Genomic DNA, 23,902 nt, shown 5'->3' with positions numbered 1-23,902 from the left:
AAGGTCAGTCCAGGTTCTTGAGGATGGTTGCCAGCTTGCCGAACAACTCGTCGATGTGCTTCTTCTCCAGCACCAGCGGCGGCGACAGGGCGATGATGTCGCCCGTCGTGCGGATCAACACGCCCTCGGCGAAGGCCTTCTTAAAGGCGCCGAACGCGCGCGCGCCCGGCTTGCCGTCGATGGGCGCGAGCTCGATGCCGGCCACCAGCCCGATCGTGCGGATATCGATCACGTGCGGCAGGCCCTTGAGCGAATGCACCGCGTCGGTCCAGTACTCCTGCACGGCCTTGGCGTTGTCGAGGATCTTCTGTTCTTCGAAGACGTCCAGGGTCGCCAGCGCGGCGGCGCAGGCCAGCGGATGGCCCGAATAGGTGTAGCCGTGGAATAGCTCGATGCCGGCCGGGCCGTCCATGAAGGCGTCGTGGATATGCTGCCTGGTAAACACCGCGCCCATCGGCACCATGCCGTTGGTGAGGCCCTTGGCGCAGGTGACCATGTCCGGCACCACGTCGAAATAGTCGAACGCGAACGGCGTGGTCAGGCGCCCGAAGCCGGTGATGACTTCATCGAAAATGAGCAGGATGCCGTGCTTGGTGCACAGTTCGCGCAGGCGTTTCAGATACCCTTTGGGCGGAACCAGCACGCCGGTGGACCCGGCCACCGGTTCCACGATCACGGCGGCGATGGTCGAGGCGTCGTGCAGCGCGACGATGCGTTCCAGTTCATCGGCCAGGTTGGCGCCGTGTTCCGGCTCGCCGCGCGAGTACGCGTTCTTGTCCAGGTTGTGCGTGTGCGGCAGGTGGTCGACACCCGGCAGCAGCGGCCCGAAGGTGCGCCGGTTGCCGCCGATGCCGCCCACCGAAATGCCGCCGAAGCCGACGCCGTGGTAACCGCGCTCGCGCCCGATCAGGCGCGTGCGCCCCGCTTCGCCGCGCGCGCGGTGGTAGGCCAGCGCCATCTTCAGCGCGGTATCGACCGCCTCCGAGCCGGAGTTGGTGTAGAAGACGTGGCCGAACCGGCGGCCGGTATAGTCCATCAGTTTTTCGGCCAGGTCGAAGGCGGCCGGATGGCCCATCTGGAACGTGGGTGCGAAGTCGAGCTGGCCGACCATCTCGCGCACGGCGGCCACGATCTTCGGCTGATTGTGCCCGCACGGCACGCACCACAGGCCGGCGGTGCCGTCGAGCACGGTATTGCCGTCGACATCCTTGTAGTACATTCCCTCGGCCGATACCAGCAGGCGCGGGTTGGCTTTGAAATCGCGATTATTGGTAAATGGCATCCAAAACGAGGACATCGACGCGGGTCTGGATTCGTTCATGCGACTCTCCAAGAATTTTTACAACCAAAAAAATAATTTACCAGTTGGCAAAATGATGATGCAATAATAGTCAGCAGATCAACTATGGCACATATACACAAATCGCAAAACCCGCCAACCGTATCGGTAGCGCAAACAATACAGTTTGCGGCATCGCAGCAAAGGAAATCTGGATGGATGACAGCGACATTCCGCGTGAGGACATGCCTCCTGGCAATTGCGGGGATGGCTGGCCGGTGCTGTCGATCGAGCGCAGCAAGCGCGGCGGCCTGGTCGACCAGATCGTGGCGGCCATCGCGCTGATGGTAAACCGGCGCGAACTGCGGGTGGGCACCAAGATGCCCTCGGTTCGACGTTTCGCAAAGTGTAACGGGGTGAGCACCTTCACGGTGGTGGAGTCCTACGACCGCCTGCTCACCCTGGGGCTATTGAGTTCGCGGCGCGGCTCGGGCTTTTTCGTGGCGCGCAGCGAGGCCGCCAGCGCGCCGCAGCAACTGGCGCTGCAGCCCACGCCCGCCGCCATCGACGCCCTCACCCCCGACCTGTATTCCGGCGTCTCGGACGCGCTGCCGGTGGGCGCCGGCTGGCTGCCCCCGGAATGGTACGGCGACGACACGGTGCTCGACGCGGTGCGCCACGCCATGAAGATTCCGGCCAGCCGCCTGCGCGGCTACGGCCATCCGCTCGGCTTTCCCACCCTGCGCCAGCACATGGCCTCATCGCTGGGCGAAGAACTGTTCGCCGTCACGCCCGACCAGATCCTGCTGACCAACGGCGCCACCCACGCCTTCGACCTGATCCTGCGCACCCTGACCAAGCCGGGCGACACGGTATTTGTCGAAGACCCGGGCTACAGCAACCTGCTCTCGCTGATCCGCCATCACGGCTGCATTGCGGTCGGCATCCCGCGCGGACCGGACGGGCTGGATATGGAAGCGTTGATGGCGCAGGCGGCAAGCACCCAGCCCAAGCTCATGTTCGTCAACACCGTGCTGCAAAATCCGCTCGGCACCTCGCTCACGCAGGCGCAGGCGCACCGCCTGCTGCTGGCCGCCGAGCAGTTCGACTTCTGGCTGGTGGAAGACGACATCTACCGCGAACTGGCCGCCGGCGGCGACGCCTCGCTGGCCGCCATGGACGGCTTGCGGCGCGTGATCCGGGTCGGCAGCTTTTCCAAGACGCTCTCGCCGGTGCTGCGGGTCGGCTCGATCTGCGCATCGAACTCGCTGATTCCCGAACTGCTGCGCGTGAAGATGCTGACCGGGCTGACCACGTCCGAGATCAACGAGCGCGCGGTGTACCACGCGATCTCGGCGCGTCCCTACAGGCGCATGGTGGAGCGCCTGACCGATCAACTGCGCTCGGGGCGCGAGCGCACCATCGAACGCCTGCTGGAGGCCGGCATGGAGCCGCTGGCGCGGCCGCGCGGCGGCATGTTCGTCAGCGCCGGCTGGCCCATCGCACCGACGCCGGAATTTAACGGCAAGGCCATCGCCGACCGCGCGCTGCGCGCCGGGATCTTGCTCTCGCCTTACGAATTTTTCATGCTGCGCCCGTCCCCGAGCATCTGGTTCCGCTTCAACGTGGCGTATGCCGCCGATGCGCCCGCGTTGATCGGCTTCCTGCAATCGCTACGCTGAGAATCGCCATGGCCGCCACCGTTCCGCGCACACCCGCCGTCAAACGCCGCATCCTCAACCGCGACAAGCTCGAAGCCGACATCACCGGCGTGGCCGTGCGCGTGTTCGCCGAATGCGGCTACGAAGGCGCCTCGATCGCCACCATCGCCGAGCAGGCCGGCCTGTCGAAGCAGAACCTGATGTACTATTTTCCGACCAAGCAGGCGCTGTACGAGCGCGTGCTCGACGGGGTACTGGACGATTGGCTGGCGCGCATGGCCACCCTGGCCGATCCGGGCCAGGAACCGCGCGACATGCTGCGCGCGTACATCCAGGCCAAGCTGCGCTTTTCGCGCGAACAGCCGTGGGCCTCGCGCGTGTACGCGATGGAAGTGATCGGCGGCGCGCAGCTGTACGGGCAGCAGATCCAGAGCCGCGTGGTGCCGCTGCTGCGCAAGGATATCGAGGTGTTCGAACGCTGGATCGCACAGGGCCGCATCGGTCCGATCAACGCCACCCACCTGCTGTTCGCGATCTGGGCCATGACGCAGTCGTACGCCGACTTTTCGGCGCAGATGGCGCTGGTGCTGAACCGCAAACAGCTCGCGCGCAAGGACTTCGACGACGCCGAAGCCATGATCACGCACATGGTGCTGGCGGCGGTGGCCATTACCGACACGGCGCCCGCACCGATCGCGTATGATCGCTGAAACACAGCCGCATAAGAACATCATGATCGATTCATACATAGAAGTCACCGGCGAGTCGGCGCTGGTCGAACAGGTAAATACCTACCGTGCCGACCTGTCGATCTCGGTGCGTGCCACCACGACCGACAACGCCATCAGCGAAGCGGGCGCGCTGCGCGACGACTGCATCCGCGTACTCAAAAGCTCGGGCATCGCGCCGCAAGAAATGAGCGAAGGCGGCAGCGCCATCTGGCAGCCGTGGTTCTGGAAGAAGGCCAAGCCGGGACAGGAGCGCAGCTTCCGCATCCTGATCGCGTGTTCCGAGGCCAAGCGCCTGTATGGCGCGCTCGATGCGTTGCAGCCGATTTTCGAACACCAGCGCTATACCCTGAGCGTGTCCATGCTGGCGCCGCAGTTCGAGTCTTCCGACGACGCGCGCTCGGCCGCGCACACCGCCGCGATCGCGAATGCGCGCAAAAAGGCCGAGCTCATTGCCATGGAAGCGAAGGTCAGACTGTCGCGCGTCAACCAGATCGAGGAGCTTGGAGCCTGCGGCGGCGACGATTGGGGCTTCGGCGGGATGCGGGCGGCCGGGGGGCCGCCGATGGCCGACGACCAACCCGTCTACGTCGAACTGGAAGGGGCAAAACGCGTCAGCACACTACGCTACCGGGTGCGCTTCGGCATCGCAGCCGCCTAGCGCTACCTGGCGCTGCCGCCCACTTGCGCTCAGCGGATCGGCTGCACGGCCGACTTGTCGTCGACCGGTCCCGTACTGTTCATGCCGCGTGGGCGATTGCCCGATATCGGCACATCGCCATTCCTCGCCGCTTCGTTGGCGCTTTTCGTCCCGGTGCTGTTGGGAGCGCCGCTGCCGGTCATCCCGCTGGTGCCGGACGAACCGCGCATCTCGGTGCCGCCGCCGGTCGACGAGCGGTCCGCATCGCGCGCCGCGGTGTTCGCCGTACTGGTGTTGGTGCTGCTGTCGCGCAGGTCGTTGGCCACGTCGCGCTCTTCCAGCGACTTGTCGCGGTTCTGCGGAGCCGGAGTGCGGTTACGACTCTGCCTGTCCGGATTGGCCCGGGTCACATCGCCGCGCGCGGCCGTTCCCGTATTCGTGGCGCTGGACTGGGTGGTGGCCGCGCCGCTGGTGCCGCCCTGGGTTTGCGCCCATGCCGCGCCGCCGATCATGAGGGCGACGAGGGACATCGCGATCCTGGTTTTCATGACTGTCTCCTGATGAACTTATCGAACAGACATTCTTACATTGCCAGCTGTCTAAACGAGTAGGACCATGCCTTGGGTGCGCGTGGGATCAGGTCGTGCTATTTTTGTCGAGGAGAAAGAATCAATGCCGCGAGATGAGGCCTGCGCAGGCCCGATTCGCCGCATTCGTGTATTCTTGTCAATCGACCAATCTGCCAGAGCGCCCCATGCCAGAAATTCTCCCCGTCACCTTGCAGACCGAGCGCCTGACCCTGCGCTTCCTGCACGCCAGCGACACCCAGGCGCTGTACACCATCCACGCCGACCCGGCGGTGATGCGCTACTTCAGCGGCACCGCCTGGACCGACCCGTCCCAGGGCGACGCGGCGATTGCGCGCGCGCTGGACGGCTACGGCAACGGCAGCAGCATGCAGCTTGGGCTGATCCTGCGCGAGACGGGCAAGCTGATCGGCACCATCAACCCGCACGCCTTCCATGCGCAGAACCGGCGCTGCGAGATCGGCTACGCGCTGGCCAGCGCCTTCTGGGGCAAGGGCTACCTGAGCGAAGCGATGCGCGCCACGCTCGACTACCTGTTCAAGGAAATGAACATGAACCGCATCGAAGCCGATATCGACCCGCGCAACCTGGCCTCGGCCAGGCTGCTGCTGCGCATGGGCTTTCAAAAAGAGGGCTATATGCCGGAACGCTGGATCGTCAACGGCGAGATCTGCGACACCGAGTATTACGGCCTGCTGCGGCGCGGCTGGGAGGCGCGCTGATGGCCGGCCTGCGCTACGCGGCCGCCCAATGCGCAGCGGCGCCGCTCGACATCGCGGCCAACGTGGCGCACCACCTGGCCTTCATCGACGCCGCCGCCCGGGAAGGCGTGCAGTTGCTGGTGTTCCCCGAGCTGTCGCTGTGCGGCTACGAGCTGGCCGGCATGGCCGCCTGCGCGCTCAAGGCCGACGACGCCCTGCTGGCGCCCCTGCGCGAGCGCGCCACCGACGCCAAGATGACGCTGGTGGTCGGCGCGCCGCTGGCCAACGCCGATGCCCTGCCCGGCATCGGCGCGATCACCTTCCATGCCGACGGGCGCACGTCGGCCTACCGCAAGCACTTCCTGCACGCGGGCGAAGAACGGCACGTCAAGGCCGGCAGCGCCATCAGCCAGTTGCACGATGTGCGCGGCAGCAAGGTGGCGCTGGCGATCTGCGCCGACACCGCCCAGCAGCAGCACGCGCACGCGGCGGCGGTGGCCGGGGCCGCGCTGTACGCGGCCGGCTCGCTGATATCGAACGGCGGCTACGACAAGGATAGCGCCCAGCTGGCCGGCTACGCAAAGCTGTTCGGCATGGGCGTATTGATGGCCAATCACGCGCATGCGTCGGGCGGCTACGAGAGCGCCGGCCGCAGCGCGATCTGGGCGCGCGGCGGCCGGCTGATCGTCGCCGCGCCGGGGCCGGGCGAGCTGCTGGTGATCGCCGACGACGATGGCGGCAGGGTGGTCCCGCTGCGCTAAGTACTTGACCGGAAATAAATGTGAGTTTTGGCAAACAGAAACGGATGCGGTGCAAGGCGGCGAGTGCGCGGCAGTGCGAGCACTGCAAGCAGGAGCCAACGCAGCAACGCGCCGGTTCTGGCAGCCAAAAACACATTTATTTCTGGGCGAGTACTTAGGCGTGCGGCCCGCTTATCGCCGCTTGGGGCCAGTCAGCCCCCGTTTTGCGCACTTCGTCGGACAACGGTAGAGCAATTTCGCCGCCCTTGCTACAGTCTCTCCATCGACAACCCTCCCCTGGAGAAGCACATGAACAACCCTGCCTTTACGTCCTTTTTTGCCAGCCTGGAAGACCTCGGCCGCACCCTGGTCAAGGCAGCCAGGTACGCGGTCGGCGCCATTTCGACCATGTCCTGGCCGACCCTGCTGCTCGGCGCTGTGGGCCTGGCCCTGCTGCTGACCATCGTTCCGCTGGTGCTCACCCTGTTCGTCCTGTTCATGGCCGTCAAACTGGTCAACGGCTACCTGACCGACCGCGCCACGCGCGGCCCGGCCACGCCCTACACCCCGGTCAAGGCCGACGGCGAGTAACAGCGTGAAGGCAAGCCAGTTGAACAAGGTCATGGATTTCCTGCGCGATTCCCTCGCGCAAGCCACAGTGTTATGGTGGAACTTCTTCGACTGGCTTGCCGTAGTGGAATGGCGCCAGCTGTTCATCACCTGGTTCCTGGCCATGGCCTTCGGCCTGGCGCTGACCCTGCCCGAACCGGCGATCTGGTACATCATCATCTCGTACGGCGTGAAAGTGCTCGCCGGCGGCAAGCGCAAGGCCGAACTGGTCGCGCGCGAAGCGACCGCCGAAGCCAGCGTCGCCGTGCTCGAACGGCGCCTGCTGGAAGCGCAGATGGCGACCCTGCAGGCGCAGGTCGAGCCGCACTTCCTGTTCAATACCCTGGCCCTGATCGGCCAGCTGATCGAAACCGACCCGCCGCAGGCGGCGCGCATCCACATGCACCTGATCGACTACCTGCGTTCGACCCTGCCGCAGATGCGCGCGGCAGGCGGCGGCACGCTGGGGCGCCAGGTGCAGCTGTCGCGCGCCTACCTGGCCATCATGCAGGCGCGCATGAAGGAGCGGCTCGCGGTCGGCTTCGACGTGCCCGCGCACCTCGAACACACGCCCTTCCCGCCGATGATGCTGCAAATCCTGATCGAAAACGCCATCAAGCACGGGCTGGAGCCGAAGATCGAGGGCGGGCGCATCGACGTCAGCGCGCGCCTGGTGGACGACACCATGCACGTCGATGTGCGCGATAATGGCGCGGGATTCTGCATGCACGCGGGCGAAGGCGGCGTGGGGCTGGCGAACATTCGCGAACGCCTGTTCCTGCTGTTCGGCGCGCGTGCCGAACTGGTGATCGAAATGCCCCCCGAGGGCGGCGCGCTGGCGTCGCTGCGGATACCTTATTCCATGCAGGAGACTCGCTGAGATGGCCAGTGCACTGATCGTCGACGACGAATCCCCCATGCGCGACCAGCTGCGCGCGCGCCTGGCCGAGGTCTGGCCGGACCTGGTCATCGCCGGCGAAGCGGCCAACGGCCTCGATGCCGTCAGCATGGCCGACCGGCACCGGCCGGACATCGTCTTCCTCGACATCCGCATGCCGGGCCAGGGCGGCATCGAAGCGGCGCGCCAGTTGTACAACCGCTGCCACATCGTGTTCGTGACCGCCTACGACCAGTACGCGCTGGACGCCTTCGAACAGGGCGCCATGGATTACCTGCTCAAGCCGGTGGTGGCCGAGCGCCTGCGCGTAACGTGCGAGCGGCTGCGCACGCGCCTGACCCGCGCGCCGGAAAACATCGGCGAACAACTGCGCCAGCTGACCCAAATCCTGCAGCAGGGCGAAGCCAGAAAGCCCGCCTACCTGCGCTGGATCCAGGCCCAGGTGGGCAGCAACCTGCGCATGATCAGCACGCGCGAAATCCTGTTCTTCCAGTCCGACGACAAGTACACGCTGGTGCAGACGGCGCAGGCGCAACTGTTGATCCGCAAGACGCTCAAGGAGCTGGCCGACGAACTCGATCCCGACGAATTCTGGCGCATCCACCGTTCCACCCTGGTGCGCGTGGACGCCATTGCCGAGGTCACCCGCGACGATCGCGGACGCCAGATGCTCAGGGTGCGCAACCACCCGGCGCTGCTCGAAGTGAGCCGCAATCACGCGCACCTGTTCCAGCAAATGTAAAAACCCGGGGCGGCGATAATCCAGTACCATATACCCTGCTTTTCCGATCACCTGTCCAGGAGAAGGAACATGTCAGCAACCCCCAAGCAAACCCGCGCCAACGTCATCCCCTGCCTGCGCTACCGCGACGCGCCGGCCGCCATCGACTGGCTCTGCCATCATTTTGGTTTCCAGAAGCAACTCGTCGTCCCCGGCGACAACAACACCATCCTGCACGCGCAATTATCGTTCGGCAACGGCATGGTGATGCTCGGATCGACCTCCGCCATCGACTCCGAATACAGCAAACTGATGAAGCAACCCGACGAGATCGGCGGCGCACAGACCCAGACCATCTGCGTGGTGGTGGAAGACGCGGACGCCGTCTACGACCGCGTGCTGTCGGCGCGCGCGCCAATCGTCATGGACATCAAGGACGAAGACTACGGCGGGCGCAGCTTCACCTGCCGCGACCTGGAGGGCCACGTCTGGACCTTTGGCACCTACGACCCCTTCGAATAAAGCAGCCATCGAGGAGCACACCATGTCACGTGCAGTCCACTTCGAAATCCAGGCATCCGACCCGCAGGCCATGATCGACTTTTACCAGCGCCTGTTCGGCTGGACCTTCAACAAATGGGAGGGCGGCGACTACTGGATGGTGCACACCGGACCGGAAGACCAGCCTGGCATCAACGGCGGCCTGCTGCCGCGCCGCGGGCCCTTGCCCGAGAGCCAGGCCGCCGTCAACGCCTTCGTCATCACGGTCGACGTGGAAGACATCGACGCCTCGCTGGCGAAAGCCGAATCGGGCTCGCCGCATGGCGTGGTATGCGTGCCCAAGATGGCGGTGCCGGGCATCGGCTGGCTCGCTTACGTCAAGGACCCGGACGGGAATATCTTCGGGATGATGCAGGCCGATATCACGGCAGCGTAGTCGGCTGCGGGGTCGGCTGCATGGTCGGCTGCGACTCGGGCGCCGGCAGGGCCGCCACCAGCGCGGAATCGGCCACCTGGCGCGGGCGGATGCGGATGACGTCGCGGTACAGCGGCGGCATGTGTGCGCAGATTGCCGCCAGGCCGGCGTCGTCCAGCGCCGCCGTCACGTACTGGAACTGCGCCGGGTTATCGGCCGGCAGCGGCCCTTCCATGGTCGAACCGTAGGCGCCCAGGTTCATATAGCTCTGCGCGCTGGCGTCCGGCCCGCGCGCGAAGACAAAGGTGCCGTCGCGCGGATGGGCGAGGTACTGGCGCACCTCGGCCTGCGCGGCTGCGTCCAGGCCCTGCATCAGCGTGTAGCGCAGCTGCGCGTACTGGCGCGTGCATTCCATGAACGCCGTGCAGATCGCCGACAGCGCGCGCCGGCCCGGCGAGCACAGCAGCAGGTTGCCGAAGGAGTCGAGCAGGGCCACGGCATCGCCCTCCCCGCCCTGCCGGCGGTCGCGCTCCATGGCCGCGCGCAGGTAAGGGGCCAGCCCGGCATCGGGCCGGTGCGGCGCGCAGCGATAGGCCAGCGCGTCCGGGTACAGGGTCTTGAGCTGGCGTACCAGCGGATGGTCGGGCGCGAGTTGCGCCGGGTCTTTCAACTGCGCGCGCGGCGGGTCGCTGGTGAGCAGCGCCTGGACCTTTTCGGAGGTCGCTTCGAACACCAGCGAGCAAAGCGCCTGCGTGGCTTCGGCAATCGTCTTGCCGATGAAGAAGGACTTGGGCGCGGCGCCGGCGCTGTCGCGCGCGAACTGCGATGCGCCTTTCACGGCCGGGTAAAAGAAGCTCGCTTCGGCCTGGCTTCTGAGGCCGGCGGGCAGGCAGGCGAACGAAAAACTGGCGTCGTAGTTGATGCCGGCATTGGCATCGCGCGCGGCGACAACCACGTTGAAACCGGCGGACAGGATCGCCCCGGTGCACATGGCGCAGGGGTCGAGCGAGGTGACGAGGGTGACTTCCTCGGGCGGCGGGAGCGCGCGGCCCTTGGCGCGTTCGGCGAAATACCAGTCGATCAACTGGCGCTCGCCGTGCGCGGTCGGGTCGAAGATCAGGCCTTCGCGCACCACATTGTTCTGCAGCGACTTGAGCACGTTGCCATGCTGGTCGAGCAGCACGCCGCCGACCCCGAAGCTTCCCTGGGTCCTGGCGGCGATGGCCTCGTTTGCCGCAAGGGCAACCGCGGCCTGTACGTCGATGGTTTTTTTCAAAGCTTACTTCTTCAGGTCCCAGCCGCCGAACGCGTTCGGCAGCTGGCCGGCCGCCGTCGTTTCGAGAATGTCGCCATGGAGGTTGGTCAGCACGATCGGCAGGTCGTTGCCGCCCAATTCCAGGATCACCTGGCGGCAGGCGCCGCAGGGGGCGATGGGGCCGTCGGTCTGGCCGATCACGGCCAGCGCGGTGAAGTCGCCCGGCTTGTAGCCGTGCGCGAGCGCGCTGAAGAAGGCGGTGCGCTCGGCGCAGTTGCACAAGCCGTAGGACGCGTTTTCGATGTTACAGCCACGGAAGATGCGGCCGTCCTTGCATTCGAGGGCGGCGCCGACCTGGAAGTTCGAGTACGGGGTGTAGGCCAGCAGACGGGCTGCGGTGGCTTCGGTGATGAGTTTTTCGTATTTCATGGGTGTTCCTTGTTCACTCCCACATCCTGAAAACCGTCGTCCCCGCCCAGGGCGGGTACCCAGGTTTGCTTCGCAGCCATCAGCTCCGGAACGAACCTGGGCACCCGCCTGCGCGGGTGCGACGATCTATGGGCGGATCGTGCGGTAAATGATCGGATTCGCAGCCGGCTTGCTATCGCCAACCTTGTACGCAGCCTGCACCTCGCGCACCGCCTGTTCGGCCGCAGCCTGCGTGCGCGCGTGCACCATCGCCAGCGGCTGGCCGACCGCAATCGCGTCGCCCAGTTCCACCAGCTCAGTCAAGCCAACCGCAAAGTCGATCGCGTCTTCCGGACGACGGCGTCCGCCGCCCAGGCTGACCACCGCCAGGCCCAGGCCACGGCAATCGGTCGCCGTCGCAAAGCCGGCCTGCAGCGCCGGTACCGGCACCACGATCGGCGCCTTTTCCAGATACGCATCCGGACGCTCGACCAGATCGGCCGGGCCGCCCAGCGCCGCGACCATGCGCGAAAAGCGCTCGGCCGCTTCGCCGGAATCCAGGCCCGCCTGCAGCTTGGCGCGGGCGTCGGCTTCGTTGGCGGCCAGCTTGCCCAGCACCAGCATCTCGGCGCACAGCGCCATCGTCACTTCGTGCAGGCGCGCCGGACGCGAACGGCCGGTCAGGTAATCCATCGCCAGGCGCACTTCCAGCGCGTTGCCGGCCACCGGGCCGAGCGACTCGTTCATCTCGGTCAGCAGGGCCGAGGTCCGCGTGCCCGCGCCGTTACCGACAGCGACAATGCTCTCGGCCAGTTCGACCGACTTGTCGTAGCTCGGCATGAAGGCGCCGGTGCCGACCTTGACGTCCATGACCAGCGCATCGAGCCCGGCGGAGAGCTTCTTCGACAGGATCGAGCCGGTGATCATGGCCACCGATTCGACCGTCGCCGTGGTGTCGCGGATGCTGTAGAAGCGCTTGTCCGACGGCGCCAGCTGCGCGGTCTGGCCGATGATGGCCACGCCCACGTCCTTGACGACGGTGCGGAACAGTTCCGGGTCCGGCACCGTGCAGTAGCCGGGAATCGAATCGAACTTGTCGAGCGTGCCGCCGGTGTGGCCCAGGCCGCGGCCGGAGATCATCGGCACGAAGCCGCCGCAGGCCGCGATCATCGGTCCGAGCATCAGCGAGACCACGTCGCCCACGCCGCCGGTCGAGTGCTTGTCGACCACGGGGCCGGGCAGGTTCAGCGAACGCCATTCCATGACCTGGCCGGAGTCGCGCATGGCCAGGGTGAAGGCCACGCGCTCGTCCATGTTCATGTCGTTGAAGAAGACCGCCATCGCGAGTGCCGCGATCTGGCCTTCGGTGACGCTGCCGTCGGTGATGCCGCGCACGAAGAACTGGATCTCTTCAGCCGAGAGAGCTCCGCCATCGCGTTTTTTGCGGATGATTTCCTGATTTAAGAACATGTGCTGCCTTTACTTGTGTTGTTTTTTCCCGGACCGCAGGCTTACACGCCGTACGGAATCCAGACATTCTTGACCTGGCTCGCGTGCGCCAGTACCGCGCGTCCGCCGGCCTGCTTGGTGTCGTACCAGTCGCGTCCTTTGCCGCCGCCCACCCAGGTGCGCTTGAGCGATTCGGCCGACAGGCGTTCGACTTCGGCGCAGCCTTCCGCCGAGCCGTCGTGGCGCCACACGGCATCCACGTCCGAGTGCGTCGCCAGGGTCTTGGCCAGTTCGTCGGCGCTGCCGGTGATGATGTTCAGTGCACCGCCCGGCAGGTCCGAGGTGTCGAGGACCTGATACAGGTCGGTCGCCGCCAGCGGATACGCTTCCGACGGCACCGCGATCACGCGGTTACCCAGCGCCAGCGCGGGCGCCACCAGCGAGATGAAGCCGAGCAGCGGCGACTCGTTCGGGCAGATGATGCCGATCACGCCCACCGGCTCGTTGAGCGCTACGGTGATGCCGTGCATCGGCGGCTGGTGCGCCAGGCCGTCGTACTTGTCGGCCCACGCGGCATAGTAGAACAGGCGCTCGATCGATGCCTGCACTTCCTTCTCCGGATTCTTGGCGCCGGTCATGGCGGCCAGGCGCGCCGCGAATTCGTCGGCGCGGATCGCCAGGTTCTCGGCGATGTAGTACAGGACCTGCGCGCGGTTGTGCGAGGTGGCCTTGGCCCAGCCGGACGCCTTGTGCGCCGCTTCCACGGCGTTGCGGATGTCCTTGCGGCCGCCCTCGCCCACGTCGCCCACGAATGCGCCGTTGGCGCCAACGATCGCGCGGGTGTAGGCGCCGTCGGGGCGCGCCTGCTTGCCGCCGATGTACATCTTGGCGGTGCGGTCGATGGCGAACGGACCCGGTGCCTCGGCCGGCTTGGCCTTGCCCTTGATTGCCACGCCCGGTGCGGCCGGACGCGCGTCTTCCGACAGCGCCGTCATGTACTCGTACATGCCTTCCTTGCCGCCCTCGCGGCCGAAGCCGGACTCGCGGTAGCCGCCGAAGCCGCAGGCGGCGTCGAACTGGTTGGCGGTGTTAATCCACACCACGCCGGCCTTGATCTGCGGCGCCAGGTCGAGCGCGAGGCTGATCGACTCGGACCACACGCAGGCGGCGAGGCCATAGACGGTGTTGTTCGCCAGCTGGACCGCTTCGACCGGGGTGCGGAAGCTCATCGCGACCAGCACCGGTCCGAACACTTCGGTCTGGGCGATGCCGGCCGAGGTGGAGGCGCCCGTGATCAGGGTTGGCGGGAACCACGAGCCGGTGGCCGGCAGTTCGCACGCAGGCTGGTAGATGGTGCAGCCTTCGGCGCGCGCCGCTTCGACCAGGCCTTCGATGCGCTGGCGCTGGATCGGATCGACCAGCGCGCCGATATCGACCGATTTTTCGATGGGCGAGCCGAGACGCAGGTTGTCCATGCGCGCGCGCAGTTTGGCGAGGAAGCGTTCTTCAATCGACTCCTGCACCAGCAGGCGCGAACCGGCGCAGCAGACCTGGCCCTGGTTGAACCAGATCGAGTCGACCAGTCCTTCGACGGCGGCGTCGAGGTCGGCGTCTTCGAACACGATGAACGGCGACTTGCCGCCCAGTTCGAGCGAGAGCTTCTTGCCGCTGCCGGCGGTGGCCTTGCGGATGATGCGGCCCACTTCGGTGGAGCCGGTAAAGGCGATCTTGTCGATGCCCGCGTGGTTGACGATGGCCTCGCCCACGCGGCCGTCGCCGGTGACGATGTTGACCACGCCGGCCGGCACGCCGGCCTGCTGGCAGATCTCGGCGAACAGCAGCGCGGACAGCGAGGTGAATTCGGCCGGCTTGAAGACGACCGTGTTACCGGCGGCCAGCGCCGGTGCGATTTTCCAGGCCAGCATCAGCAGCGGGAAGTTCCAGGGCACGATCTGCCCCACCACGCCCACGGCGCGGTAGTCGGCAAATTCTTCCGACTGCAGCTGCGCCCAGCCGGCGTGATGGTAGAAGTGACGGCTTGCCAAGGGCAGGTCGGCGTCGCGCGTTTCGCGGATCGTCTTGCCGTTGTCGAGCGTTTCGATGACCGCGAACAGGCGCGCATGCTTTTGCAGCAGCCGCGCCAGCGCGTACAGCACGCGCGCGCGGCCATGGCCGCCCAGCGCCACCCAGCCCGGCTGGGCGCGGCGCGCCGCTTCCACCGCGCGGTCGACGTCGGCGTTGCTGGCCTGGGTCAGCTGCGCCAGTTCCTTGCCGTCGGCCGGATTGGTCGAGGCGAAGGTGTCGGACGAATCGGTCCAGGCGTTATCGATGAACAGCCCGAAGCGGCGCTCATGCTGGTCCAGCCATGCTTGCGCTTCTTTGGTGCTCTCGGGTGCAGGGCCGTAGTCCATAGTTTGAAGAATCTCGTTAATTGTTGGCATGACGAATCCGTTGGGGTTTATGGTTGCGCGTGGCGATGGTTGGCCGAGTAGTTCCCGGTGACGTAGTGTTCGAGCTGGCGCTCGATGTCGGTCAGCAGGCTCGATGCGCCGATGCGGAACAGATGCGGCTCCAGCCACTCGCGTCCCAATTCCTCTTTCATCAGGGTCAGGTACTGCAGCGCGCTCTTGGCGCTCGATACGCCGCCGGCCGGCTTGAAGCCGACCTGGAAGCCGTACTGCTCGTGGTATTCGCGGATGGTGCGCACCATCGTCAGGGCGACCGGGATGGTGGCGTTGACGCCTTCCTTGCCGGTGGAGGTCTTGATGAAGTCCGAGCCGGCCATCATGCACACCCACGAGGCCTTGGCCACGTTCTCCAGCGTGAGCAGGTCGCCGGTGGCGAGAATGGCTTTCACGTGCGCTTCGCCGCAGGCCTTGCGGTAGGCGACCATTTCGTCGTACAGCGCCTGCCAGTTACCGGTCAGGACGTGCTGGCGGGTGATGACGATATCGATTTCGGTGGCGCCGGCGGCGACCGACAGTTCGATCTCGCGCACCTTGGTTTCCATGCTGGCCAGGCCCGCAGGGAATGCGGTCGAGACGGCGGCGATCGGCAAGCGGCCCTGCAGGATCCTGGCGGCCGGGGTAATCATCTCGTGGTACACGCAGACCGCGCCGGTGGTCAGGTTGGATACGCCCAGCGCCTCCATCAGGTCCGCGCGCAGCGGGCGCAGGGCCTTCATGCACAGGCGCTCGACGCGGCCCGGCGTGTCGTCGCCGCCGAGGGTGGTCAGGTCGATGCATTGCAGCGCCTTGATCAGCCACGCGGCCTGGTATTCTTTCTTGACGGTGCGGCGATTGGCCAGGCTGGCGGCGCGGCGGTCCGAGGCATTGCGGTTGACTTTGATCTGGTTGACCCAGCCGAGATCGAGGCCAACCGCCTCGTTGCGTTTGAATGCGGAATTGTGAGTCATAGCAGAGCGGTTCCGTTGGAAAGTGGTTTGACGCCGAGGTGCTTGGCCAGCGTGGCGCCGATGTCGGAGAAGGTGTTCGATACCGGCAGCGCGCGCGCGGCGACGCCCGGGCCGAAGAAGATCATCGGAATATGCTCGCGCGTGTGGTCCGAGCCCGGCCAGCTTGGGTCGCAGCCATGGTCGGCGGTGATTACCACCAGGTCGCCTTCCTTGAGCTTGGCCATGAATTCCGGCAGGCGCGCGTCCATCTCGTGCAGCGCGTTCGAGTAGCCGGCCACGTCGCGGCGGTGGCCGAAGGCCTGGTCGAAGTCGACGAAGTTCACAAAAGTAAGCGACTTGTCGCCCGCTTCGTCGGCCACCTTGAGCAGCGCGTCGAACAGGGCCATGTTGTCCACGCCCTTGACCACGCGCGAGATGCCCTGGGTCGCGAAGATGTCGCTGATCTTACCGAGGCCGATGACTTCTCCGCCTTCGTTCTTGACATGGTCGAGCAGGGTCGGCGACGGTGGCGCGACGGCGTAGTCGTGGCGGTTGCTGGTGCGGCGGTAGTTGCCGTTCTCGCCCAGGAAGGGACGCGCGATCACGCGGCCGATGTTGTACGGCTTGACCAGTTCGAAGGCCGCTTCGCACACGGCGTACAGGCGTTCGAGGCCGAAGTGTTCTTCGTGCGCGGCGATCTGCATCACCGAGTCGCCCGAGGTGTAGACGATGATCTTGCCGGTGGCGACATGCTCGTCGCCGTGCTTGTTAATGATCTCGGTGCCGGACGCGTGGCAGTTGCCGAGGTAGCCGACCACGCCGGTCAGTTGCTGCAGCTTGTCGGTCAGTTCGGCCGGAAAGGACGGCACGGTGCGCGGGAAGTAGCCCCAGTCGAATTCGACGGGGACACCGGCGATTTCCCAGTGGCCGCTCTGGGTGTCCTTGCCGGTGGAGCGCTCGCGCGCCGCGCCGTAGGCGCCGGTGAAGCCGTCGCGCTGGTCGAAGCCGGCGGCCCACTCGCCGCTGGCCAGGTGGGCGGCGGCGGCCAGGCCGAGGCGTTCGAGGTGAGGAAGCTGCATTGGCTTGCCTTGTGCGGCAGCCCAGGCGGCGATGTGGCCGAAGGTGTTGGCGCCGGTGTCGCCGAACTTGTCGGCGTCGGGGGTGGCGCCGAGGCCGAAGGAATCAAGCAGGAGGATAAATGCGCGTGACATGGGATCGCTCGCTTCAGAAGGGTTCGGGTTCAGATAGAGAAAAAGACCTCCACCGTCGCCCCCGCGAAGGCGGGAGCGACGGTGGTCAATCAGGCGGCGGCGCGCGGTTGTTGCGCAATGCGCTCCAGGAACGCTGGAATCAGGGCCACCAGGTCCTTGGCGCCGATCGCCGCGTACTTCAGGGTCTGCTCGTGCGACAGCGGGAACGGCGACATCCCTTCCGCCAGGTTGGTGATCACCGACACGCCAACCACCTTCAGGCCGCAGTGACGCGCCGACACCACTTCCGGCACCACCGACATGCCCACCACGTCCGCGCCCAGCTTGGCCATCATGCGGATTTCCGCGGCGGTTTCGAAGTTCGGGCCCGGGTACGCAATGAACACACCCTCGTGCAGCGTGATGCCCTTGGCTGCGGCGGTCTCCTTGACCACGTTGCGGATATCGCTGTCGTAGGCATTGGCCATGCTGAAAAAGCGCGGGCCGAAACGGTCGTCGTTCGGGCCGACCATCGGCGTGCCGGGCAGCCAGTTGATATGGTCGGTCAGGGCCACCAGGCTGCCCGCGTCGACTTCGGTGCGCAGCGAACCGGCCGCGTTGGTCACGAACAGCATCTCGCAACCGAGCAGCTTCATGGTGCGCACGGCGCTGGTCATCACGCCCATGCCGTAACCTTCGTAGAAGTGGCCGCGGCCCTTCATGCACACCACGTTCACGCCCGCCAGGGTGCCCAGTACCAGCTCGCCGGCGTGACCGTGCACGGTGCTGATCGGGAAGCCAGGCAGTTCGTCGAAACCGATCGAGACCGCGTCGGTCATCTGCTCGGCCAGCACGCCAAGGCCGGAACCGAGGATCATCGCCACGCGCGGCTCGAAACCAGGTTTGCGGGCGCGGATGATATCGGCGGCTTCGAAGGGAGTGTTATTCGACATGTGGATTCCTTATCTGTTTCGGGGAGGGCGCTGCCACGCGGCGCTGCTGTCAGGCGGCGTGGAGAATGGGTTCGCTAACTATTATAACTATGCATGATCAGGGATATGTATGGCAAATACCATTTTTCTTCCTCATTTATACGCGGAACATATAAATCCACGCTAGAATCCCTTGGACGCCACCATCCAATCAGGCACACTATAGGAGAGCAGGACACAATCATTGATTGACAGCATTAAGACATTTGTCTAACATCGCCAACAATTGTTTAATGATTGCATATTGTGACCGAACTCTCCAAAAAAGACCAGTTGTACGAACTGATCCGTGCAAATCCCTTCATCTCGCAGCAGGACCTGGCAAGCGTGCTGGGTTTGTCGCGCTCCGCCGTGGCCGGCTACATCGCCGGCCTGATCCGCGACCGCCGCCTGCTCGGGCGCGCCTATGTGCTGCCCGATAACCGGCCCATCGTCTGCCTCGGCGCGGCCAACCTCGACCGCAAGCTGCGCTCCCTCGCCACGCTCAGGATGGGCACCTCGAATCCGGCGCGCCAGGACGAATCGTTCGGCGGCGTGGCCCGCAACATCGCCGAGAACCTGGCGCGCCTGTCCGCGCCCGTCGCGCTGATCACCGCCATCGGCGACGACTCCTCCGGCAAGGCGCTGCTGGCGCACGCCGAGGCGGCCGGGATCGACACCCGCGCCAGCCTGCACCTGACGGGCGTGTGCAGCGGCACCTACACCGCGGTGCTGGACGACCATGGCGAAATGCTGCTGGCATTGGCCGACATGGCCCTGTACGACGCCCTCACGCCCGCCTTCCTGGACACGCGCCAGCCGCAGCGCGCCGTCGGCGCCCTGATCGTGGCCGACCTGAACCTGCCGCGCGAGACCCTGCGCATGCTGCTCGACGATGCCGCGCGCGGCGCGGTGCCGCTGGTGCTGGTGGCGGTATCGCAGCCGAAAATGGCGCACCTGCCGGACGACCTGCGCGGCCTGCGCCTGCTGATCCTGAACCAGGGCGAACTCGAAGCGCGCATCGGTACGCCGCTCAAGACCGACGCCGACTTCCTGGCCGCCTGCCGCGCCATCCAGGCGCAGGGCGCGCAGGACGTCATCGTCACGCGCGGCGCCACCGGCGTGATCTACACCACCGCCAGCGGCATCGCCCAGCTGGACGCGCCGGCGGCGCGCATCGTCGACGTCACCGGTGCGGGCGACGCCTTTGCCGCTGCGGTATGCTGGTCCCTGTTCCAGGGCGACGACGATCTGACGCTGGCCTGCCGGCGCGGCCTGCAGTTGTCGGCCATGACACTCGCCTGCGAAGAAACCGTGTGCCCTTACCTGACGGCGGAAGTCCTCGCCGAGATTCCGAATCCCGACGCCCTGCCCGGCGCCCAGCAACCGTTCAACGCTCTCTACCAGGACTGACCATGCACCAATACCTCTTGTTCTCGCCCGAAGTCGCCGCCGCCCGCGCGGCCGGCAAACCGATCGTCGCCCTCGAGTCGACCATCATCTCGCACGGCATGCCGTATCCGCAAAACGTGACGATGGCGCAGGAAGTCGAACACGTCATCCGCGCCGCCGGCGCGGTACCGGCCACCATCGCCATCATCGAAGGCAAAATCTGCATCGGCCTGGTGGCCGAGCAGCTCGAGCTGCTGGCCACCTCGCCGGACGCCATGAAGGTCTCGCGCCGCGACCTGCCGTACGTGCTCTCGCAAGGCCGCCTGGGCGCCACCACCGTGGCCGCGACGATGATCTGCGCGCAGCTGGCCGGCATTCACGTTTTTGTGACCGGCGGCATCGGCGGCGTGCATCGCGGCGCCGAGACCAGCTTCGACATCTCGGCCGACCTGCAGGAACTGGCGCGCACCAACGTGGCGGTCGTGTGCGCCGGCGTCAAGTCGATCCTCGACATCGGCCTCACGCTCGAATACCTGGAAACCCATGGCGTGCCGGTGATCAGCGTCGGCCAGCCGGGATTCCCGGCCTTCTTCACGCGCGACAGCGGCTTCAAGGCCGACTTCCAGCTCGATACGGCGCTGGAGCAGGCGGCCTTTATCCAGACCAAATGGCAGCTTGGCCTCAACGGCGGCATCGTCGTCAGCAATCCGGTGCCGGAAGCGTTTGCCATGCAAAAGGATGAAATCGACGGCATCACCGAACAGGCATTGAGGGAAGCGCACGACGGCGGCGTGGCCGGCAAGCTGGTCACCCCGTTCCTGCTGGCGCGCATCAAGACCCTGACCGAAGGGCGCAGCCTGATGACCAACATCGCGCTGGTCAAGCACAACGCCCAGGTAGGCGCCGAGCTGGCCGTGGCCATGCGCGACCTGCCAGGCCTGCAGCCGATCTGACCGATCCATCCACCCACCCACCTGCCCACATGTCCATCGACCTGAAACAGCTCAAGTACTTCCTGGCGGTAGCTGAAGAAAAGAGCTTCAGCCGCGCCGCCGAGCGGCTGCACATCTCGCAGCCGCCTTTGAGCCAGCAGATCATGAAGTTAGAGAGCGAACTGGGCGTGCGCCTGTTCGCGCGCACCACCCGCACCTTCGAACTGACCGTGGCGGGCAAGGCGCTGATGGGAGAAGCATCGGACCTGCTGGCCAAGATGCGCATGACGATCGACACCATCCGCCAGATCGACCGTGGCGAAGTCGGTCGCCTGCGGGTGGGCATCGTCGGTTCGGCCATGTGGGGACCGATTCCCAGCCTGCTCGAAGAATTCCAGACCAAGTTCCCGCGCGTGACCTGGACCCTGCACGAATCGGGGCCGAACGTGCAGTACGAAGCGCTGCGCGCCAAGCAGATCGACGTGGGATTCTGGCGCGAGCCCAAACTCGACGAAGATGAGCTCAAACACGACAACCTGCGCCAGGAACTGTGCTTTCGCGAGAACGTGTGCGTGGCGGTCAACGAGCACCATCCGCTGGCGACGCAGCCGTGGATCGAACTGACCGACATTGCGGACCAGCCGATGCTCACGCTGGCGCTGGACAAGTCGGCCTTTCCGCGCTACCTGATCCAGTGCTGCGTCAAGGCCGGGTTCCAGCCGACGATTTTCCAGGAGGCGTCCGAGCCGCAAACCTTGCTGGCGATGGTGGGCGCGGGCTTGGGCGTGGCCCTGATGCCGGAAACGACCAGCCGCATCGGCTGGCCGGGCGTGATCTTCTTGCCGATCAAGACCAACGCGCCGTCGGCCAATCTGTACATCACCTACACCACGCAGGACGATGCGCCGGTGGTGCGGGCGTTCCTGAACATCCTCAATCCGAGCGCGTAGAGCCTGTCTCAGCAGGTCGGGGGAAGCTGATGGCGATGCATGGCATGCGAGGGCAAGGCGCGAGGAGGCCGCATGGCGCGCCAGCAGCGACTCCGATCTATTGAGATAGGCTCTTAATCGACTGCGCCGCCGGCGACGCGGATGTCGTCGCCGGTGGCCAGTGCCGCTTCCAGCGCGATCGTCAATCCCCGCACGACCTCCGCCAGCGCCATGCTGGGCGCGCCCGGGTGGGCTGCGGCCTGCTGCGGCAGGTAGGGGATGTGAATGAAGCCGGCGCGCACGTCGCCGCCCGCCATCTGGTGCATCAGGCTGTAGAAAACATGATTGCACACGAAGGTGCCGGCGCTCTGCGAGACGGATGCCGGCAAGCCGGCCTCGCGCAGGCGCGCCACGATGGCCTTGATCGGCAGGGTGGAAAAGTACGCCGCCGGCCCGCCCTCAACCACCGGCTTGTCGACCAGCTGGCACTGGGCGTTGTCGGGAATCGGCGCGTCGTCGATATTGATGGCGATGCGTTCGACCGACAGGTCCACCCTGCCCCCGGCCTGCCCGACCGCGATCACCACCGCTGGTTTTACCTCGCCGATGGCCGCGCGCAGCACCTCGCCGGCCACGCCGAACACGCACGGCAGCTGGCGTACTTCGACCCGGTAGCCCTCGCCCTCGTGTCCTGCCAGCGAGCGCACCGCCTCCCAGGCCGGATTGACGGTCTCTTTGTTGAAAGGCTCGAAGCCTGTCAGCAGCACTGTCCTGTTCATTGTTGGCCCATCAAAAAATACAGCAGGAAGATATTCGCCACCAGCAGCGGCAGCGCGGTCGGTATCTGCGCCTTGATCACCGCGTGCTTGTCGGGCAGTTCGAGCAGCGCCACCGGCACCACATTGAAGTTGGCGGCCATGGGCGTCATCAAGGTGCCGCAATACGCGCTGAACATGCCGATGGCGGCCATCACCGCCGGGTTGGCGCCGTACTGCTGGACCAGGATCGGAATCCCGACGCCGCCCGCCATCACAGGAAAGGCCGCGAAGCCGTTGCCCATGATGATCGTAAACAGCGCCATGCCGGCGCAAAACACCACCACCGCGACGAAGCGCGAATCCATGTCGATGTAGGACGTCGTGATGTGGGCAACCGCCTTGCCCACACCCGCCTCCGCGAACAGCAGCCCGAGGACGGCCAGCATATGCGGCAGCACCACCGCCCAGCCGACGGCGTCGGTCAGGCGGCGCCATTCGCGCATGCCCTGCAGCGGCGTGGCGCGGGTCAGCCAGCAGGCCGCGCCGATCGCCAGCACCGACGCGCAGCCCAGGCTGACCAGGGTGATGTGCTTCGTTTCGAGCAGCGGCAGGCCGCCGATGTCAACATCCTTGAGCAGGGTCGAGCCGATCATGGTCACCACCGGAATAATCAGCGCGGGGATGAACAGCAGGTGGCCGAGACGGCGCGCGCTGCTCGTCTTTTCCTCCACCGTGCGCACGCCGTATTTGCCGAGCTTGACGCCGCCGCAGCCGGCAATGAGCGCCATCACGATCATGATCACGCCGACCAGCGCCGGCGCAATCCGCTCGCCAGCCAGGTAGACCAGGGCGTACAGGGCCCAGAACAAGGCGCTTGAATAGCGGCGCGGATTGTCCTTGTCGCGCAGGGACATGACGGCCGACGCGGCCAGCATGGCGCCCAGCGCCAGGTAAAAGTATTCCAGGACGATCATTTGGCCGCTCCGTCGCGCGCGATCTCGGCGTCGAAGCGGTGCAGGCGCCACGCATGGATGATGAAGGCGGTGATCGCGGTGGGAATGCCCCACATCGCAATGTGCAGCGGATTGACCGGAATCCCTTCGGCCGCGAGGATGGTTTGCATCAGGACGATGGCGCCGAAGGCGACAAAGACATCTTCGCCGAAGAACAGGCCGACGTTGTCGGTGGCGGCCGACATGGCGCGGATGCGGTAGCGCAGCTTGTCGGTGATCGTTCCCTTGCGCGTTTCGGCTGCCGCTTCGGCCATGGGCGCGACCAGCGGACGCACCATCGACGGGTGGCCGCCAAGGCTGGTCAGGCCGAAGGCGGCCGACACTTCGCGCACGAACAGGTAGACGATCAGCAGGCGGCCGGTGGTGGCCGATTCGATCTTGGCGATACTGGCCTGCGCGTGCTCCTTGAGGCCGAAGCGTTCCAGCAGGCCGATGGCGGCCAGCGGCAGCAGCAGGATCATCGGCAGGTTGCGGGTTTTGATGAAGGCGCTGCCGAGGGAGGCGAGCAGCGCTTCGACCGGCATCGCGACGGCCAGGCCGGTGGCCCCGCACGCGGCGACGACGACCAGCACGGGATGCACGCGCAGCACGAAGCCGACGATGATGACGGCGACGCCGATGAGCGGCCACAGGTTGACGGCTGTTTGCATGGATTCTCCGGATAAGCCGTCGTTCCCGCGCCAAGGAGGCCCTCGGCGCGGGAACGACGGCGGTGGGATAGAGGCCTCAAG

The 23,902-nt window shown here is 66.0% G+C and carries 25 protein-coding genes; 13 read left to right on the top strand and 12 right to left on the bottom strand.

The window, feature by feature from the left end:
* Nucleotides 1–4: 4 nt before the first annotated feature.
* Nucleotides 5–1,321: an omega-aminotransferase AptA gene (gene aptA, locus EJB06_RS13720; RefSeq protein ID WP_126074580.1), complete on the bottom strand. Its 1,317-nt coding sequence runs from the start codon at nucleotides 1,319–1,321 to the stop codon at nucleotides 5–7.
* Between the two features lie 173 nt (nucleotides 1,322–1,494).
* Between aptA and EJB06_RS13715 the strand changes: the two genes are divergently transcribed.
* From EJB06_RS13715 to EJB06_RS13705, 3 genes are read left to right on the top strand one after another with little or no spacing between them, the layout of a single operon-like run.
* Nucleotides 1,495–2,961 carry an aminotransferase-like domain-containing protein gene (locus tag EJB06_RS13715; protein ID WP_229427063.1) on the top strand — a complete coding sequence of 489 codons (1,467 nt, stop codon included), beginning with the start codon at nucleotides 1,495–1,497 and terminating at the stop codon, nucleotides 2,959–2,961.
* Between the two features lie 8 nt (nucleotides 2,962–2,969).
* Nucleotides 2,970–3,650 carry a TetR/AcrR family transcriptional regulator gene (locus tag EJB06_RS13710; RefSeq protein ID WP_126074579.1) on the top strand — a complete coding sequence of 227 codons (681 nt, stop codon included), beginning with the start codon at nucleotides 2,970–2,972 and terminating at the stop codon, nucleotides 3,648–3,650.
* Between the two features lie 22 nt (nucleotides 3,651–3,672).
* Nucleotides 3,673–4,329 carry an SIMPL domain-containing protein gene (locus EJB06_RS13705; protein ID WP_164557909.1) on the top strand — a complete coding sequence of 219 codons (657 nt, stop codon included), beginning with the start codon at nucleotides 3,673–3,675 and terminating at the stop codon, nucleotides 4,327–4,329.
* 29 nt (nucleotides 4,330–4,358) lie between these two features.
* On the opposite strand, the gene EJB06_RS13700 is transcribed toward EJB06_RS13705, so the two are convergent.
* Complete coding sequence (locus EJB06_RS13700) at nucleotides 4,359–4,856, bottom strand: hypothetical protein (protein ID WP_126074577.1); 498 nt, start codon at nucleotides 4,854–4,856, stop codon at nucleotides 4,359–4,361.
* Nucleotides 4,857–5,062: 206 nt separating this feature from the next.
* Between EJB06_RS13700 and EJB06_RS13695 the strand changes: the two genes are divergently transcribed.
* From EJB06_RS13695 to EJB06_RS13665, 7 genes are all read left to right on the top strand, one after another.
* Entirely contained in the window at nucleotides 5,063–5,617 is a 555-nt protein-coding gene (locus EJB06_RS13695) for a GNAT family N-acetyltransferase (RefSeq protein ID WP_126074576.1), read from the top strand.
* Nucleotides 5,617–6,357, top strand: a complete 741-nt coding sequence (locus EJB06_RS13690; protein WP_198420828.1) for a carbon-nitrogen hydrolase family protein — start codon at nucleotides 5,617–5,619, stop codon at nucleotides 6,355–6,357. The genes EJB06_RS13695 and EJB06_RS13690 overlap by 1 nt, the downstream gene beginning before the upstream one ends.
* 288 nt (nucleotides 6,358–6,645) lie before the next feature.
* A complete protein-coding gene (locus tag EJB06_RS13685; RefSeq protein WP_126074575.1) occupies nucleotides 6,646–6,927 on the top strand; it encodes a hypothetical protein in 282 nt (93 codons plus the stop codon).
* A 19-nt stretch (nucleotides 6,928–6,946) separates the two neighbouring features.
* Nucleotides 6,947–7,825: a sensor histidine kinase gene (locus tag EJB06_RS13680; RefSeq protein WP_307720450.1), complete on the top strand. Its 879-nt coding sequence runs from the start codon at nucleotides 6,947–6,949 to the stop codon at nucleotides 7,823–7,825.
* A gap of 1 nt (nucleotide 7,826) precedes the next feature.
* Nucleotides 7,827–8,585, top strand: a complete 759-nt coding sequence (locus EJB06_RS13675; RefSeq protein ID WP_126074573.1) for a LytR/AlgR family response regulator transcription factor — start codon at nucleotides 7,827–7,829, stop codon at nucleotides 8,583–8,585.
* Nucleotides 8,586–8,654: 69 nt separating this feature from the next.
* Nucleotides 8,655–9,086: a VOC family protein gene (locus EJB06_RS13670; protein ID WP_126074572.1), complete on the top strand. Its 432-nt coding sequence runs from the start codon at nucleotides 8,655–8,657 to the stop codon at nucleotides 9,084–9,086.
* Between the two features lie 22 nt (nucleotides 9,087–9,108).
* A complete protein-coding gene (locus tag EJB06_RS13665; RefSeq protein WP_126074571.1) occupies nucleotides 9,109–9,501 on the top strand; it encodes a VOC family protein in 393 nt (130 codons plus the stop codon).
* Here EJB06_RS13665 and EJB06_RS13660 read toward each other — a convergent pair.
* From EJB06_RS13660 to xapA, 7 genes are all read right to left on the bottom strand, one after another.
* Nucleotides 9,488–10,756, bottom strand: coding sequence for a nucleoside deaminase (locus EJB06_RS13660; RefSeq protein WP_126074570.1), 1,269 nt, complete (start codon nucleotides 10,754–10,756; stop codon nucleotides 9,488–9,490). The two genes, EJB06_RS13665 and EJB06_RS13660, sit on opposite strands and share 14 nt — an antisense overlap.
* A gap of 3 nt (nucleotides 10,757–10,759) precedes the next feature.
* On the bottom strand, nucleotides 10,760–11,164 hold the full coding sequence (locus EJB06_RS13655; protein ID WP_126074569.1) for a cytidine deaminase: 405 nt from the start codon (nucleotides 11,162–11,164) through the stop codon (nucleotides 10,760–10,762).
* A 126-nt stretch (nucleotides 11,165–11,290) separates the two neighbouring features.
* Entirely contained in the window at nucleotides 11,291–12,613 is a 1,323-nt protein-coding gene (gene deoA / locus EJB06_RS13650) for a thymidine phosphorylase (RefSeq protein ID WP_126074568.1), read from the bottom strand.
* Between the two features lie 41 nt (nucleotides 12,614–12,654).
* Complete coding sequence (locus EJB06_RS13645; RefSeq protein ID WP_370660126.1) at nucleotides 12,655–15,033, bottom strand: aldehyde dehydrogenase family protein; 2,379 nt, start codon at nucleotides 15,031–15,033, stop codon at nucleotides 12,655–12,657.
* Nucleotides 15,034–15,050: 17 nt separating this feature from the next.
* Nucleotides 15,051–16,007: a deoxyribose-phosphate aldolase gene (gene deoC / locus EJB06_RS13640; RefSeq protein WP_126074567.1), complete on the bottom strand. Its 957-nt coding sequence runs from the start codon at nucleotides 16,005–16,007 to the stop codon at nucleotides 15,051–15,053.
* Entirely contained in the window at nucleotides 16,004–17,197 is a 1,194-nt protein-coding gene (locus EJB06_RS13635; RefSeq protein WP_126074566.1) for a phosphopentomutase, read from the bottom strand. The genes deoC and EJB06_RS13635 overlap by 4 nt, the downstream gene beginning before the upstream one ends.
* 89 nt (nucleotides 17,198–17,286) lie before the next feature.
* A complete protein-coding gene (gene xapA / locus EJB06_RS13630) occupies nucleotides 17,287–18,129 on the bottom strand; it encodes a xanthosine phosphorylase (RefSeq protein WP_126074565.1) in 843 nt (280 codons plus the stop codon).
* Nucleotides 18,130–18,414: 285 nt separating this feature from the next.
* Between xapA and EJB06_RS13625 the strand changes: the two genes are divergently transcribed.
* Genes EJB06_RS13625 through EJB06_RS13615 form a run of 3 tightly spaced genes read left to right on the top strand, consistent with a single transcriptional unit; the run spans nucleotide 18,415 to nucleotide 21,421 of the window.
* Nucleotides 18,415–19,560: a carbohydrate kinase gene (locus EJB06_RS13625; protein ID WP_126074564.1), complete on the top strand. Its 1,146-nt coding sequence runs from the start codon at nucleotides 18,415–18,417 to the stop codon at nucleotides 19,558–19,560.
* Between the two features lie 2 nt (nucleotides 19,561–19,562).
* Nucleotides 19,563–20,492 (top strand): pseudouridine-5'-phosphate glycosidase, encoded by a 930-nt coding sequence (locus EJB06_RS13620; protein WP_126074563.1) that lies wholly within the window; start codon nucleotides 19,563–19,565, stop codon nucleotides 20,490–20,492.
* Between the two features lie 29 nt (nucleotides 20,493–20,521).
* Nucleotides 20,522–21,421, top strand: a complete 900-nt coding sequence (locus tag EJB06_RS13615) for a LysR family transcriptional regulator (RefSeq protein ID WP_126074562.1) — start codon at nucleotides 20,522–20,524, stop codon at nucleotides 21,419–21,421.
* Between the two features lie 113 nt (nucleotides 21,422–21,534).
* Here the strand turns inward: EJB06_RS13615 and pcp are convergent, their stop codons facing one another.
* From pcp to EJB06_RS13600, 3 genes are read right to left on the bottom strand one after another with little or no spacing between them, the layout of a single operon-like run.
* Nucleotides 21,535–22,179 (bottom strand): pyroglutamyl-peptidase I, encoded by a 645-nt coding sequence (gene pcp / locus EJB06_RS13610; RefSeq protein ID WP_126074561.1) that lies wholly within the window; start codon nucleotides 22,177–22,179, stop codon nucleotides 21,535–21,537.
* Nucleotides 22,176–23,132, bottom strand: coding sequence for a DUF979 domain-containing protein (locus tag EJB06_RS13605; RefSeq protein WP_126074560.1), 957 nt, complete (start codon nucleotides 23,130–23,132; stop codon nucleotides 22,176–22,178). Before EJB06_RS13605 ends, pcp begins: the two co-directional genes overlap by 4 nt.
* Entirely contained in the window at nucleotides 23,129–23,821 is a 693-nt protein-coding gene (locus EJB06_RS13600; RefSeq protein WP_126074559.1) for a DUF969 domain-containing protein, read from the bottom strand. The genes EJB06_RS13605 and EJB06_RS13600 overlap by 4 nt, the downstream gene beginning before the upstream one ends.
* Between the last annotated feature and the right edge of the window lie 81 nt (nucleotides 23,822–23,902).

It is taken from the genome of Massilia atriviolacea (assembly GCF_003953935.1).
GTDB lineage: Bacteria > Pseudomonadota > Gammaproteobacteria > Burkholderiales > Burkholderiaceae_D > Telluria_A > Telluria_A atriviolacea.
Note: the sequence above shows the minus strand (reverse complement) of the source record. Positions and strands in the feature narration are given on the sequence as shown.